The sequence below is a fragment of the Achromobacter sp. 1L-A-4-B-C2 genome, from assembly GCF_057291955.1.
In genome coordinates this window covers 452,162-466,385 of record NZ_JBXAWP010000002.1, presented here as the reverse complement: position 1 = coordinate 466,385, position 14,224 = coordinate 452,162, and the positions used below count along the sequence as shown (strand labels likewise).

16 protein-coding genes are annotated in these 14,224 nt (G+C 67.1%); 4 read left to right on the top strand and 12 right to left on the bottom strand.

The features are described from left to right. From AC0Z35_RS09525 to queE, 5 genes are all read right to left on the bottom strand, one after another. A complete protein-coding gene (locus AC0Z35_RS09525) occupies nt 1-213 on the bottom strand; it encodes a DUF1656 domain-containing protein (RefSeq protein ID WP_046807861.1) in 213 nt (70 codons plus the stop codon). Then, nucleotides 210-2,285 carry an FUSC family protein gene (locus AC0Z35_RS09520; protein ID WP_314365695.1) on the bottom strand — a complete coding sequence of 692 codons (2,076 nt, stop codon included), beginning with the start codon at nt 2,283-2,285 and terminating at the stop codon, nt 210-212. Before AC0Z35_RS09520 ends, AC0Z35_RS09525 begins: the two co-directional genes overlap by 4 nt. Continuing rightward, nucleotides 2,282-2,755 (bottom strand): MarR family winged helix-turn-helix transcriptional regulator, encoded by a 474-nt coding sequence (locus AC0Z35_RS09515; protein WP_046807863.1) that lies wholly within the window; start codon nt 2,753-2,755, stop codon nt 2,282-2,284. Before AC0Z35_RS09515 ends, AC0Z35_RS09520 begins: the two co-directional genes overlap by 4 nt. A 165-nt stretch (nt 2,756-2,920) precedes the next feature. Further along, entirely contained in the window at nt 2,921-3,364 is a 444-nt protein-coding gene (gene queD / locus AC0Z35_RS09510; protein WP_046807864.1) for a 6-carboxytetrahydropterin synthase QueD, read from the bottom strand. Between the two features lie 28 nt (nt 3,365-3,392). Continuing rightward, the gene (queE, locus tag AC0Z35_RS09505) at nt 3,393-4,025 is read right to left on the bottom strand and encodes a 7-carboxy-7-deazaguanine synthase (RefSeq protein WP_046807865.1); all 633 of its coding nucleotides are present in this window, start codon (nt 4,023-4,025) and stop codon (nt 3,393-3,395) included. 92 nt (nt 4,026-4,117) lie between these two features. On the opposite strand from queE, the gene arfB reads away from it, so the two are divergent. The 3 genes from arfB to AC0Z35_RS09490 all read left to right on the top strand — a co-directional run bounded on the left by arfB (nt 4,118) and on the right by AC0Z35_RS09490 (nt 6,049). After that, a complete protein-coding gene (gene arfB, locus AC0Z35_RS09500) occupies nt 4,118-4,534 on the top strand; it encodes an alternative ribosome rescue aminoacyl-tRNA hydrolase ArfB (RefSeq protein WP_046807866.1) in 417 nt (138 codons plus the stop codon). Between the two features lie 95 nt (nt 4,535-4,629). Continuing rightward, the gene (locus AC0Z35_RS09495) at nt 4,630-4,989 is read left to right on the top strand and encodes an ArsR/SmtB family transcription factor (protein WP_046807867.1); all 360 of its coding nucleotides are present in this window, start codon (nt 4,630-4,632) and stop codon (nt 4,987-4,989) included. A gap of 7 nt (nt 4,990-4,996) precedes the next feature. Further along, the gene (locus AC0Z35_RS09490) at nt 4,997-6,049 is read left to right on the top strand and encodes an alkene reductase (protein ID WP_120155353.1); all 1,053 of its coding nucleotides are present in this window, start codon (nt 4,997-4,999) and stop codon (nt 6,047-6,049) included. A 134-nt stretch (nt 6,050-6,183) separates the two neighbouring features. Here AC0Z35_RS09490 and AC0Z35_RS09485 read toward each other — a convergent pair whose 3' ends face one another. Then, the gene (locus tag AC0Z35_RS09485; protein ID WP_485131832.1) at nt 6,184-7,152 is read right to left on the bottom strand and encodes a CPBP family intramembrane glutamic endopeptidase; all 969 of its coding nucleotides are present in this window, start codon (nt 7,150-7,152) and stop codon (nt 6,184-6,186) included. Nucleotides 7,153-7,358: 206 nt separating this feature from the next. Here AC0Z35_RS09485 and AC0Z35_RS09480 point away from each other — a divergent pair, with 206 nt between their 5' ends. Further along, on the top strand, nt 7,359-7,733 hold the full coding sequence (locus tag AC0Z35_RS09480) for an MAPEG family protein (protein ID WP_046807893.1): 375 nt from the start codon (nt 7,359-7,361) through the stop codon (nt 7,731-7,733). A gap of 84 nt (nt 7,734-7,817) precedes the next feature. Here the strand turns inward: AC0Z35_RS09480 and AC0Z35_RS09475 are convergent, their stop codons facing one another. The 6 genes from AC0Z35_RS09475 to AC0Z35_RS09450 all read right to left on the bottom strand — a co-directional run bounded on the left by AC0Z35_RS09475 (nt 7,818) and on the right by AC0Z35_RS09450 (nt 14,223). Further along, a complete protein-coding gene (locus tag AC0Z35_RS09475; RefSeq protein ID WP_120155357.1) occupies nt 7,818-8,252 on the bottom strand; it encodes a carboxypeptidase-like regulatory domain-containing protein in 435 nt (144 codons plus the stop codon). Between the two features lie 132 nt (nt 8,253-8,384). Next, nucleotides 8,385-9,155: an NRDE family protein gene (locus AC0Z35_RS09470; protein WP_485131831.1), complete on the bottom strand. Its 771-nt coding sequence runs from the start codon at nt 9,153-9,155 to the stop codon at nt 8,385-8,387. Between the two features lie 3 nt (nt 9,156-9,158). Continuing rightward, a complete protein-coding gene (locus tag AC0Z35_RS09465) occupies nt 9,159-11,141 on the bottom strand; it encodes an FUSC family protein (RefSeq protein ID WP_485131830.1) in 1,983 nt (660 codons plus the stop codon). Nucleotides 11,142-11,161: 20 nt separating this feature from the next. Continuing rightward, nucleotides 11,162-11,644 (bottom strand): YbaK/prolyl-tRNA synthetase associated domain-containing protein, encoded by a 483-nt coding sequence (locus AC0Z35_RS09460; RefSeq protein ID WP_046807890.1) that lies wholly within the window; start codon nt 11,642-11,644, stop codon nt 11,162-11,164. Nucleotides 11,645-11,732: 88 nt separating this feature from the next. Next, the gene (locus tag AC0Z35_RS09455) at nt 11,733-12,470 is read right to left on the bottom strand and encodes a response regulator transcription factor (RefSeq protein WP_143215612.1); all 738 of its coding nucleotides are present in this window, start codon (nt 12,468-12,470) and stop codon (nt 11,733-11,735) included. A 283-nt stretch (nt 12,471-12,753) separates the two neighbouring features. Continuing rightward, nucleotides 12,754-14,223 carry an efflux transporter outer membrane subunit gene (locus tag AC0Z35_RS09450; RefSeq protein WP_411266421.1) on the bottom strand — a complete coding sequence of 490 codons (1,470 nt, stop codon included), beginning with the start codon at nt 14,221-14,223 and terminating at the stop codon, nt 12,754-12,756. Nucleotide 14,224: the final 1 nt, after the last annotated feature.

Below are 14,224 nucleotides of genomic sequence, written 5' to 3'. Positions count from 1 at the left end.
CTATCTCTGAAGAAAATAAGGGGAAATGAGCGACACGCCATACAGCAGCACCACGAACAGCGCCAGATCAAAAAGCGCGGGGTGCCACACCAGGCGATACAGTCCGATGCGCGCCAGCACGCGGCGCAAGGCCCAGGCCACGCCCAGCGTGACCACGCCCAGCACCAGCAGCCAGGGGAAGTAAATGCCGTACAGATTGAATTCGCCGATCATGATGCGTGGCCCTCCATGGTGGGATGGGCGGGTTGGTAGTCGGGGGCGTCGGGAAAGAACGCGCGGCGGATGCCCACCAGCGCCACCACCGCGCGGTCGCGCGCGGCCACCCCTTGCGGCGTGGCGGCCACGCTGGACAGCGCGCGGTCGATTTGCGCCAGGAACTCCGGCGTCTTTTCCCCCACGCGCCATGCCGAGCGCGCGCGGAAAAACTGCGCCAGGCTGTTCAGCACCGGCTGGATCGTGGCCTCGGCCATCGGCAGGTGACGACGCGCGCGTTGCAATTCGGTGATGTCGCGGCCCACGCGCAGGTCCTTCAACGCGTCGGCGGCAACCAGGTCGTCGGGCCGCTCGGCCAGCGCCAGGCGCGGCTGCAACAGGCCGATGCGATCCAGCATGCGGGCGGTGTAGGTATGGCGCGACGGCGCGCGCGGCGAGCTGGCCAGCGTGGCCAGTTCTTTCCAGTTGGCGGCCTGGATGCGGCGGGCGCTCCAGTCGGCGCTGACCGTGCGGAAGATGGCGGCGATGATGGCCGCCGTGGCCACGCCCATGCACTGCGCCACCTGCGTATCGATAAACGACACGATGTCGGCGGTGTTGGTGTCTTGCAGCGCCATGGTGCCTAAAAAGCCGAACAGCATCGCCATGGCCTTGCCGGTACTGGCGGGGCGCGCGATGAAAATGCCCAACACGAAGGCGGTGGGCAGCATCGACAGCGCCAACATTTCAAACGAATGTATGGCGGGCATGATGCCCAGCAGGTACAGCGCCGACAGCGGAATCGAATACACCGTGTAGGTCAGGAACTGCATGATGCCGGGCACCGGGTTGTCCTGCGACGCAAAGAAGCAGCTGAAGATGGCGGCCATCAACGCGGCCGTGGCGCCGTTGCTCCAGGCCGTGCCGATCCAGAATGCGCAGCACACCGAAATGGCCACGCCCGCGGCCAGTGCCGACAGCAGCGCCATGCCGTGGTCGCGGTGCAGCGCGGCGTTGGGGTCGCGGGCAGGGCGGGCGTGGTGCATCCCGCCCCGCATCGACCCGCGCCGTGGCGCGCCTTTCAGGCCGGCGTGGATTTCGCGGCGCAGCGCCAGGCATTCGTCGTAGGTATCGATCAGCTCGCGCAGCCGCGTCATCAGGCTGGCCAGCAGGGCGTCGCGCCAGGTGGAGTGGCTGTCGATGGCGGGCGTGGCATGCGAGACGGCCGCGCGCAGTTGCACGGCGGTGTCGTGCGAGGCCTGGGCGCCGGCATTGATCCATTCTGAAATATCGTTCAGCAGCGCGGACACCGTGTCGGGCAAAGGCTGGTCATTGGCCTGAAGCGCGCGCAGGCGGTCTTCCACGGCCGAGACGGCCGGCGTCAACGCCGAAATCTGGTCTTGCATCGCGCGCACCGCGCCGGACGTCCAGCGCAGGTTGCTGGTGTCGAACGGCACGTGGGTGGACAGCAGGCGCAGCTGGGTGATGTCGTTGGCCAGCACGCGGCGATCGCGGTCGCGCTGTTCGGCGGTCTTGCCGCTTAGCGTGTCGTGCATCCAGTTGCGGGCGTCGCGCACGGCCTTGTCCAGTTGCAGCGTCAGCGCGGGCGCCAGGCCACGCGGCAGCACAATGCTGTGGACCAGCGTGGCGCACACGATGCCCAGGCTGATCTCTTCCACGCGGGCCAACGCCGTGTCGAACACCAGCGACGGGTCCGTCACGCTGGGAAACCCGATCATGGCGGCGGTGTAACCGGCCAGCATGAACAGGTACGACCGGGGCGTGCGGTCCAGCACCGACATGTACAGGCAGGCGCCTACCCACATCACCATGGCGGCCGTCATGACGACGGGCGAATTCGACAGGCGCGGCACCATGTAGACGGTGGCGGCCGACCCGGCAAACGTGCCGACCAGCCGGTACAGCGCCTTGGAACGCACCGCGCCCGACCAGGGCTGCGCCACGACATAGGCGGTGGTCATCGCCCAGAACGGACGCGGCAAACCAATGCTGTAGGCCAGATAAAGCGCCATGATGGCGCTTAGGTAGCTCTTGAGCGAAAAAATGGTTTCGCGGACGTTCGGCAATTTCACGATGCGTTGTCCTGTTGATGGGCCCCGGCGCCGCGTCCCAGCGACACACTCAGCGCGTCAAATACGCGCAGACAGGCTTGCAGGTCGGATTCGCTGACGCCGTTGAACAGACGCCGGCGCAGTTCCACCAGCACGTTTTCGACCTGAGCCCGCAGCGCATGGCCGGCTTCGGTCAAATGCAGGGTTTTGGCACGGCGGTCATGGGTGTCTTCGCGGCGTTCCATCAGGCCGGCGGCCACCAATTGATCCAGCACGCGAACCAGGGACGGGCCCTCGACGCCCAGCGCCTCGGCCAGCGCGCCCTGGCGCACGCCGTCTCCCAGGCGGCCGGCCAGGATGACGGGCCAGGCGGTGGCCTGCGACAAACCGTAGTCGGCCAGCGCCTTGTCGGCAGCGCCACGATAGGCCCGGGACAGCACCATCAGGTTGGCGGTGGTGGCCATGAGTTGGGAGTCGGAAGGAGTGTTCATGGAAATCGATTGTATCCTATCTATTAGCTTACTAATAATTGAATATGGCGAATATCTCCATTGATTTTTCCAATCGGTCAGATCAGTGCGGACTTTTCCATGGGCGGAAAAATGGGGCCGCAAAGGCGGCCCCAGGCCATTCAGCCGGGCAATGACCGGCGCGGATTACGCCGCGCAGTCCGCCCAGCAGTTGGGCGTTTCGTACAGGCGCACGCGGGTCAGGCGCAGGTCGGCGCCATAGTGGCCGTGGTAGTGCGGGGCCAGCGTGTCGAAGACGATCTTGGCCAGGTTCTCGGCCGTGGGGATGCGGTCCAGCACCACGGTCTTGTGGTCGGGCAGGGTATCCAGAAAACCGCGCACGGCGGCATCGCCCTCGAACACCAGGAAGGCGTGATCCCAGACGTCCACGATGTGGGTCTTGGCGATGTGCTTGATCTCGGAAAAATCCATCAACATGCCGTTGTCGGATTCGCCCGGCGCCTGCACCACGTCGCCCGTCAGGGTGATTTCAAGCACATAGCGGTGGCCATGCAGATTGCGGCACTGGCTGCGGTGGTCGGGGATGCGGTGGCCGGCGTCGAATTCCAGCCTGCGGGTCACGGAAATCATCGCGCGGTCCGCCGCGCGTGGGGGTAAATCATGGAATGCCTATGTATTTGTGGGTCTGCAAACTCAGCCGCCATTGCGGATGCTGCATACAGTACTGAACGGCCTTCTCGGTGTTGGCCACGCGCGCGGGGCCGTCCATGGGTTGCAGGAAAAAGTGTTCGAAATCCAGGTGCGCAAAGGTCTCGGGCAGGGCGTTCAGCTGCGGGTAGACCAGCTTCAATTCATGGCCGCGGTCAATGACGATGGGCGCGGTGCCCTTGGGGCTGACACAGATCCAGTCGATGCCGGCGGGCGGCTTGACGGTGCCGTTGGTTTCGATGGCCACGGTAAAGCCGCGTGCGTGGATGGCGGTCAGTAGCGGCGCGTCCAGTTGCAGCAGCGGTTCGCCGCCGGTGAAGACGACGTAGCGGTCTTCGGTGCCGGGGCCCCACGTGGCGGCGATGGTGTCGGCCAGCAGGTCCGGCGTGGCAAATTTGCCACCGCCTTCGCCGTCGGTACCGATGAAGTCGGTGTCGCAGAACGTGCAGGCGGCGCTGGCGCGATCGCTTTCGCGGCCGGTCCACAGGTTGCACCCCGCAAACCGGCAAAATACCGCCGCGCGGCCTGCATGGGCGCCTTCGCCTTGCAGGGTCTTGAAGATTTCTTTGGCGGTGTAGGTCATAGAGGTTGCTGGCTAGGGGTTGCTAGCCACCCAGGGTCAGCATCAGAATCGGGCAAAAGCGGAATATTTTACTTGGTATAGACTCCCGGCCTATGTTTCATGTCCAAGATTCCCTGTATATCGACGAACGCGACCTGACGTTCAGCATGATCCGCGCCCAGGGCGCGGGCGGCCAGAACGTCAACAAGGTGTCCAGCGCCGTCCACCTGCGCTTTGACGTGCGGGCCTCGCATCTGCCGCAAGAGGTGCAGGACGCGCTGTGCGCCGTCAGCGATCACCGCATCTCGAAAGACGGTGTCATCGTCATCAAGTCGCAGTCGTTTCGCAGCCAGGAAAAGAACCGGGCCGAAGCCATCGAACGGCTGGTGACGCTGGTGCGCAACGCCATCCAGGTCGACAAACCGCGCCGCGCCACCAAGCCCACCCGCTCATCGCAACGCCGCCGTGTGCAGCGCAAAGTGCTGCACGGCGAGGTCAAGCGCCTGCGGGGCCGCGTGCAGGGCGATTAAGCAAAAACAAAGCCGCAAAACCTTGTTGCCCGAAGGGGCATGACTACATATCGAACTTCTTCGATTTAAGATTCGATAAATTGCGATATACCAATATGACCCAACCCGCTTCCGCTTCCGCATCGTCCGCAGGCCAGACCGGCGCAGAGCCCGGCATTGATGCCGACGCCATCATCAAGGCGTTGGCCAATCCGGTGCGGCGCGACATTCTTGCGTGGCTGAAGACGCCGCATGCGTACTTCGAGGAACGTCCGGGCCACACCTTCGAACACGGGGTGTGCGCGGGCCACATCGACGACCGCTGCGGCTTGTCGCAGTCAACCGTGTCCTCGCACCTGGCGGTGTTGCAGCGCGCGGGCCTGATTACGTCGACCAAGGTGGGGCAGTGGGTCTTTTTCCGTCGCAATGAAGTTGTGATTGCCGCATTCCTGCGGCAGTTGAACCAGGATATGTAGGAACTTCATGAGCAAGCTGTTTGAACCCCTGCGCGTCGGCGCGTTGACCCTGCGCAACCGTATTGTCATGGCCCCCCTGACGCGCCAGCGCGCCAGCGAAGGCCGCGTCCCCAACGACCTGATGGTCGAGTACTACACCCAGCGCGCGGGCGCCGGCCTGATCTTGTCGGAGGCCACCGCGGTGACGCCGCAAGGCGTGGGCTATGCCGACACCCCGGGCCTGTGGTCGCCCGAGCAAGTGAAGGGTTGGCGCAAAGTCACCGCCGCCGTCCACGACAAGGGCAGCCTGATGGTGGCCCAGCTGTGGCACGTGGGCCGCATTTCCGACCCGATCTTCTTGAATGGCGAGCTGCCCGTTGCGCCCAGCGCCATCGCCGCCGAGGGCCACGTCAGCCACGTGCGCCCCAAGCGCGCCTATGTCACCCCGCGCGCGCTGGAAACGGCCGAACTGGCAGGCGTGGTTGACGCCTACCGTCACGGCGCGCAAATGGCCATGGAAGCCGGTTTCGACGGCGTTGAAGTGCACGCCGCCAACGGCTATCTGCTGGACCAATTCTTGCAGGACAGCACCAACCACCGCACCGACCAGTACGGCGGATCGCTGGAAAACCGCGCCCGCCTGCTGCTGGAAGTGGTCGATGCCTGCGTGGCCGTCTGGGGCGCCGACCGCGTGGGCGTGCACCTGTCGCCGCGCGGCGACGCGCACACCATGGGCGATTCGGACCCCGCCGCGACCTTCCTGTACGTGGCCACCGAGCTGGGCAAGCGCGGCATTGCGTTCGTGTGCGTGCGCGAGCATGAAGGCCAAGACAGCCTGGGACCGCGCATGAAGGCCGCGTTCGGGGGCGTCTATATCGCCAACGAGGGCTACACGCGCGAATCGGCCGAAGCGGCCATCGAAGCGGGGCGCGCCGACGCCGTGGCTTTTGGCGTGCCGTACATCGCCAATCCGGACCTGGCGCGACGCTTTGAACTGAATGCGCCGCTGAACACGCCGGTACCGTCCACGTTCTACGCGCAGGGCGCCACCGGCTACACGGACTACCCGGCGCTGCCGTAAGTCCCGGTGCAGGTTGCGCTGTTGCGCTGCCCGCGCCTACATCCGCGCCATCCCCCCGCGCCATTCCCCGGGCCATCCCCGGGCCATCCCCCGGGCCATCCCCCGGGGCTGTCAACGTCTCAGGCGCGGGCCGGCTAGAACACCGCGCGCATCGGGTAGGTAAACAGCCCGAAGTGCGCGGCGTTCAGGCCCAGGTGCGCCAGCACCGCCGCTGCCAGGCCACCGTAGCGATAGGCGACGCCGTAAGCCACGCCGGCCATCGTGGCCAGCAACATCCATTGCCAGCCGCCGGCAAAGTGCGCCAGCCCGAACAGCAGCGCGGCAACACCCAATGCCGCCCAGCCGCCCCAACGCCGATTCCTCCAACACGTGGCCAGTTGCTGCTGCACATAGCCGCGAAACAGTGCTTCCTCGGCCACCGTCACCAGCAGCGCGTTATTGATCAGCCAGATCCAACCGGTGTCGGGCCACTTGGGCGCCCAGCCCACCACGCCCAGCGCCAGCGCAAGGCCCAGGCAGACCAGCACGGCCGCCGCGCACGCCAGCAGCGCTGCTGCCAAAGTCCGGCCGACTATGAGGACGGCAATGCCCCCCGCATTGCCGCCCGCGTGGCTTCGCGCGTCGCTGCCGACAGCGCGGCCCGCGTCCGCGCCCACGTAGCCGCCCACGTAGCCGCCCACCATGGGCGGCGCCAACACCAAGATCACCCAGAACGCGACCAGCGGTTTATCCAGATTCAAGTACATGCCAAACGCCACGGCATCCGCGCTAAGCGGGGCGGGCGCGATGACTTGCGGGTTGTGAAAGCCCGGTATCAGATGCAGAAAAAGCGCGGCGGCCAGCAGCACGAACAGTAGATGGCCGAAAAGGCGCAGGGCGGGCGGGGGCGTGGCGGGGGAATTGGCCTGGAAAGTCGGCCTGATGCAGACGGCGGCCAAAGCCAACAGCGCGGGCGCGGCCAGCGCCACCGGCTCGATCACCCCATCCTTCCACGCCCACGCCCAGGCCGCCGCCAGGGGCAGCAGCGCCCAACGCCGCGTGGCGGGCGGCCAAAGCATCAAGGCGGCAAAAAACAAGGCGGGCCACGGACTATACAAAGGCATGGATGCGTTAGGGCGGGGAATGCGAAGCGCAAAGTGTAAGGCCCGAGCCGGCGGGCAAGCGCGACATGGCACTAAGAACCCACGCAACGCTGCACCGGCCAACACCGGCCTTTTCATTTAGCCGCATTCGGGCGACCATGCCGCAGCGGCGGCGACGTGCCCGCCCCGTATCCGGCCCGGTTCACGTGGCCGCAACAGGAGTCGATATGAAAATGATTGCGTGGTTGATGTTGGCGGCGGCCATTTTGCCGTTCGTCTCAACAATTGTGGCGAAGGCGGGCGGGCAGAAGTTCGACAACAACGACCCCCGGGCCTGGCTGGCGCGCCAGGAAGGATGGCGCGCGCGCGCCAATGCGGCCCAGATCAATACGTTTGAATCGCTGCCGTTCTTCTACGCGGCCGTGCTGTTCGCGCTGTACACGCAGGCGCCGCCCGCCCACGTTGCTACGTTGATGGCGTGCTGGTTGGGCGTGCGTCTGGGTTACCTGGCGATGTACCTGGCAGGCTGGGGCGCGCTGCGTTCGGTGGTGTGGACGATCAGCGTGGGCTTTGTCATCGCGATCCTGTTTTCCGGCGTCTGAGCGGGGGGGGCTGGTCGTGACGGGGGCATCACTTCCAGGCCTTCACTTCCAGACCGTCGCTTCCAGACCATCACTTCCAGACCATCACTTCCATTCAAATACCGCGCGCCCGCTGCCCGCGCCTTGCACGTTCACTTCGCGCTCTTGCGCGCGGCCTTCGTACGTTGCCGAGACCTTGTAGGTGCCCGCGGGTAGCTTGATCAGCATGTACGGGCCTTCGGCCGTGGTCTTCAAGACTTCCTTGCCTTGCGCATCGCGGATGACCACGGCCACGCTGGCCACGTAGTCGGCCTTGCCCTCGCGCTGCGCCGCGAAAGTCAGCGACAGCGGGTAATCCTTGGCGGCGGCCTTCATGGCTTCCGATTCATCAATGCCGATACCGCCGCTGATGTACTGCACCGAGCCCTGGTGTTGGACCGCCGGCAGCGCAGCCTGCGCCGTCGACAACACGCCCGCAATCGCCATGCTGCCCAGCGCCATCATGGCCGACATGGTGCAGCGTTCAATGCGTTTGTTCATCTGATTCTCCTGAAGTGGACGAGTACGTTTCGACCTGGGCGCCGGCAAGGAGTTCGCAGCGGTGCGTCTGCAAGATCAACCGATTGTTTCCGCCGCGCGGCCGGCAAGCCCGGCCAGCATATCCCCGCGCGCTTAGGCTTTCCAGTCGAACGCCAGGCGGCTTTCGCCGCTAAGCGTGCCGTCAGGTGAAAAGCGGCGTTCGTCCAGCTGACCCGAGCCCCCGTCGAACAGAACCAGCACGCTGGAACTGCGCGTTCCGTAGTCGGGGCTGACGATGAACGGGCTGCTCAACAGCCTTTCGCGGTCGGGCGGCAGGCCGGTGGCGGGCATGTCGTCGTCCGTGGCGGTCTGGCGGTCGGCCAGCGCGTCGAACAAGGCCGGCAGATCGGGTTGCGGCGAGCGGCCCAGCACATCGGTAAACGCCGTCTTGGTCCGGGCGAGCTTGGGCCAGGGCGTATCCAGCAAATGGTTCGACAAGGCGTAGATGCCGGGGTCAAGCGCGCGCGGCGGGCCGTCGCGGTTGCTCAGGTACCAGGCCTGGCGTGTGTCGCCCACGATCAGGTTGAAGCCGTTGTACGCCTGGTCCGATTCATGCGTGCGGGCCAGGTAAACATCGGGCGGCTCGTCGCCACGCAGATAGTCTTCAACCAGCGCTCCGCGCGACGGGGCCGGGTTCAGGTGTTTGCCCGGTTCGCGATAGTTGGTCACCAGTGCGAAGCGGCCGCGCGTGGTCACGCCCATCCAGGTGCCGCCCGCCAAGCCGTCGCGGCCCGCGTAGACGGTGGGCGCATCAGCCCATTGCGCTATCGGATGCGTGGGCCGCGCGTGGAATTCGTCGCGATTGGCGGCGATCAAAACGGGAATGCCCGACAAGGCGTGCAGGGCCAATACGGCAAGACACATGGTTCAAACCTGGTGGGAAGTTGGGTGGGGTGGGCGCACGCCCGGCGTTGTTGCAGCAAATTCCGGACCAGTCAGCGCGGCGCGCAGGTTCTCGATCTCGGCGGCCACGTCGGCCAGGGCGGGCGTTGGCGCGGTGATGGCAGCGTCCGGCGGCGGCGTGCCGTTGGCCACCGCCACGCTTAGCGCATGCAAGGCCTGCGCAAGCAGCCCGACCTGGGCGGCAGTGGGCGCGGGCTGGCCGGGCGGCAGCGACCAGGCGGTGTCGGACACCGCGTTGGCCACGCGTTCCAATGCGACCTCAACCGGCCACCACGCCAGCGCCCGGCGGCTGACCAGGCGGGGCTCGGACAAGCCCCGTTGCAAGGCAATGCGCAGGTCCGACAAGCTGGCGTAGGCCCGCGCGCGCAACGCATGGCGGTTGGCGGCGTCCGCCTGGAACACGGTGTTGACGTAGGCGGCCAGTGTGTCCATCGCGGCGGAAACCGCGTGGTCCAGGTTGTTGCGTTCGATGCGTATCCAGGGCAGGTAGCCCACCAGCAACACGATGCCGGCGGCCACGCCCACGTCGATCAGCCGGGCCAGCGCGATGGCCCACGAGCCTGGCTGCAAGGCCCCGATCAACAGCATCAGAATCGGCACCAGAATGGCGGAAAACAGGCCGTAGTTGCGCCGGATGGACCACGGCAGCAGCGACGCCAGCACCGCCACCGTCAACAGGCTGGCGACGCCGTTCTGGTCCACGGCCAGCACGGTGGCGCTGATGGCCACGCCCACCACGCTGCCGCCACAGCTTTGCAGCGCGCGCGCAAATACCGAGCCAAAGTTCGGCTTGAAGATCACCACGACGATCAGCGGCACCCAGTACGAACGCGGCAGCGATGCGGCCAGCGCCACGGCTTCCGCCGCGATCAGGCACAGGCCCAGCCGGACCAGGTAACGCACGGTCGTCGGGCCGGGGCGATAGGTGCGGGCCAGCACGCGCCACGGCGTGCGCGGCGGCGCGGGCGTCAAGCCATCCAGCGGGTCCACGTCGGCCGGCTTGACCCCTTGCATCAGGGGCAGCGCCTGGGCCAGGGCATCCGCCAGCTGCGGCATGCCGGCCTGGCGCAAGGCGGCGATGTCGTCATCCGGGGCGGGCTCGCGGTCATTTTCGACACGGTCGGCCAGGTGGTTCATCACGCGCGCGCAGGTGGGCGGCAGCGGGCGCCCCGCACGCGCCAGCGCCAGGGCGGCATTGGTCAGCGGGGTGCAGGCTTGCAATTGGGCCGCCAGCCGGGCCAGGCGCGGCGATGGGCCGGCGGCGCGCCCGCGTGCCGCCAACACGGTGTCGTAGGCGGTGGTCATGGCCGCTTCCATGTCGCGCCGCGCGATCATCGTGCGCGACGTGCCAATGGCGGAAAACAAGGCGGCCAGCTTGCGGTAGGCCAGCGCGACGGCGGCGCGTTCCGGAGCGATCGGGTTGATGACCCAGCCCACCAGCGTCAACCCCAGGCCGAACAGCCCGCCCGTGCCGACCAGCACGGACGGCAGCCACGGCGGCAGGGTGGACGTCAGGCTGGAGCCGACGATGACGTACACCGCGAATTGCAGCGTGGCCACCGCCGCGATGTTGTTGAAGGTGCCGACCAGGCTGGCAATCAGCACCAGCACCGTCATGGCGGCCGATGTCCACAGCCCGTGGCCGGCTACCAGGTTGCCCAGCAGGTAACCCAGCGCGCCGCCCAGCACGGTGCAGCCGATGGACAAGGCGCGGTTGCGATACGGGCCGCCGTTGTCGCCCGTGATGGCCGGCAGCGCGCCCAGCGCCACCAGCGCAGCGGCCGCGCCTTGGCCCAGTGCCAGCCCCACGGCGCAGGGCAGGCCGATGGCCAGCGCCGCGCGCAGCGCCACCCAGCGGCTGACGGGCGAAGGCTCCATGTGCGCCAGGCTCATCAGCCAGCGCATGTTGGCGCCGCGCGCGCCGTGGCGGGTCAGGGGGCGTGACACGGTGGCCTCATGGCGGGGCGTCAGGGCTTGATCAGCGGCGCGACGTCGGGCGCCGCCAGCCGGAAGTAGTCTTCCGTGTTCAGCAGGATGGATGCGTCCAGGCGCCCTGCGTTGAACACGATTTCGTCGTGGCGGCTGCGCAGGCTGGGGTCCACCAGCAGGTGCAGGTCGGGGTTGAACGAGAAGGGCGGGATGGCGCCGATTTCGCAGCCGGTCAGTTCGCGGGCCAGTTCCTGCGAGGCCAGCGATGCTTTCTTGCCGCCCGCCGCGCGCGCGATGGCGTCCAGGTCGGCCTGTTTGTCGGCCGGAAACACGGCCAGGACGTTCTTGCGCAGGTTTGACGAGATCTTCACCCGGCAGACCAGCGCCTTGGCGCCCTGGCTGACTTCGGTGCCACGGATGGCGGCCACTTCGACCGAGCGGCCGGCGGCGGGGTGGTGGATCAGGCGATGGCGGGCCTGGTGCTGGGCCAGCAGGGCTTGCAGGCGTTCAAAGACTTCCATATCGATGGCGGCAAAGGGGGTGGGGATGGACGGCGGGCCCGGGCTTGGCGCACCCGCCCCGCAGTCGCATGATACGCCCGCGCCGGGGTCAGATTTCGCCGGTGAAGGCGTAGCCCCAGCCCCACACGGTGCGAATCGGCAGCTCTACGTTCACGTCCTGCGCCTTGCGCCGCAAGCGGCTGACCACCACGTCGGTGCGGCGCACCGATTCACGGCCCGCCTGGGCGTCCGAGCCGGACGCGTCGCCACGCGGCAACCGCTTGTCGGCCGACGTCGTCAACCTGAGCAGGAATTCGCGTTCGGCCAAGGTCAGCGACAAGCGCGTGCCTTGCGGGCTGACCAACGTCCAGGCGGCGTCCAGAAACTGCCACTTGCCGGGAGGTTCGGGCGCGGCGGGCGCCGCGGGCGTGGCAGCGAAGCGGGGTTCGGCCTCGGCCGCCATGGGGCGGCGGCCGGTGGCGGGCACGCGCCGCACCAGGGCTTGCAGCGCGGCGGCGATCTCGGCGGTGGCCACGTCGTGCTGAAAACACGCGTCGGCGCCGCAGTGCAGGCCCAGGATGCGGTTTTCGGGCGAATCGAAGCTGGACACCGCGATGATGCCGGCGGTGGTGTCCATGGCGCGCAGGCCCGCAACCGCCATGCAAAGATCGGTCAGCTCGGCTTCCATCACCAGCAACGGCGTGCGGCGCGCCTGAAACAGGCGAAACAGGCCGTTGGAATCCTCGCACCGGCGGGGCGAGAAACCCATGTCGGCCAGTTCGTCGCTGCGGCGCGCGCGTTGGTCGGGATCGGGTGAGAAGACGATCAGGTCTAGTAGGTCGTTCATGAATCGTAGTGATCTTTGCAGCTTCAGCGCATGCATGATGCTACGAAAACAAGGGTTTCCTAACCCCGCTCAACGCCACTTTCGTACCCGAATTCTCAGACATGATTGCCCGGCAGCAACACGGCGCGCGCCCCGGTGTGGAGCAAACAATGTTTGAATCGCGCGCCAGGGCGTATTGGCGCGCCCCGCCCGCTGACATGGGGTTGAACAACAGGTGTTAAAACGGCCCGAAACCGCACCCGAACGGTGCATAAAAGGGCCCTGCGGCCGCGTTAAAACCGCTCTACGGGTTTTGTGGCTCGTTCCACCAGCCGCCGCCCAGCGCCTGCAACAGCGCCGCCGTGTCGGCGTAGCGTGCCGCATCGGCTTCGCTGCGCGCGATGCGGGTTTGCAGCAGTTGGCGTTGACTATCCAGCAGGCTTTGGTGGCTGATGCCGCCCGCCTGAAAGCGGCCTTGCGCAATGCGCAGCGCGTCGTCCGCGCGACGCCAGGCGTCGTCGTAGGCGTTGAACGCGTCCGCGTCGGTCTGCACGGCGCGCAGCGCGTCGGCTACCTGGCGGAACCCGTCCAGCACCGTTTGGCGGTAGGCGGCAGCCGCCGCTTCGTAACCCGCTTCGGCCGCACGCTTGCGCGCGCGCAGTTCGCCGCCGCGAAACAGCGGTTGCACCAGCCCCAGCCCAAGGCTCCATACATTCACGCCGTCCGATAGATCGCCCGCGCGCGTGCGCTGGGAACCGAAACTGGCGGTGAGTGTGAACTGCGGATACTGGTTGGCGGTGGCCACGCCCACGTCCGCCGACGCCTTGTGCCACAGCGCCTCGGCGGCAAGAATGTCCGGCCGCTGGCGCGTCAGTGCGGAGGGCACGCCGGTGGGAATGTCGGGCGGCAAGGTCAGTTCCGCCAGGCGCAGGGGCGGCGTACGCAGCGCGGCGGGCGGCTGGCCCAGGTACACGGCCAGCTGATGCGTGGTCTGCGACAGCTGCTTTTCCAGCGGTGGCAGCGTGGCGCGGGTTTGCGCCACCAGCACTTCCTGGTTGCGCAAATCGGCCTCGGCCACGCCGCCCAGCGCCACGCGTTGCCGCATGATGTCCTGCTGGCGCTGCTGGGCGTCCAGCAGGTCGCGGGTGGCGGCCAGGCGCTCGGACAGGTCAGCCTGGCGGATGGCGGCGGTTACTACGTTGGCCGCCAGCGACATGCGCGCGGCTTGCAATTCGTGGGCCTGGTAATTCACCTGCGCCGCCAGGCCTTCCAGCGCGCGCCGGTTGCCGCCAAAGACGTCCAGCGTGTAGGACACGTCGATTGACGCGTTGTACAGCGTGAAGGGCGCAGGCGGCTGCGTCACCGGCACGCCGAACGCCGATGGGTCGACCTTTTGCCGCGTGGCGGACAGGTTGGCATCGGCCGACGGCAGCAGCCTGCCGCCGGTTTCGGCGTCCAGCTCTTCGGTAGCCTGCCGCAGCGTGGCGCGCGCCTGGGCCAGCGTGGGGCTGGCTTCAAGCGCCTGACGCACCAACTGGTCCAGCGCGTCCGAACGGAACAGCCGCCACCATTGCGCGGGAATGTCCGCGCCGGGTTGCAGGCGTTGTGCGCTAGTGGCGCGTTGCGCGTTGTCATCGGCCGTGTAGGAAGCCACGGCGGGCGGGTTCGGTGAAGTGAAATCAGGCCCGACGGTGCAGCCGGTGGTGGTCAAGGCCAACAGGCTGATCGCCGCCGGCGGCATCGCCAGCACCACCGCACGCAAACGAAAAATCATA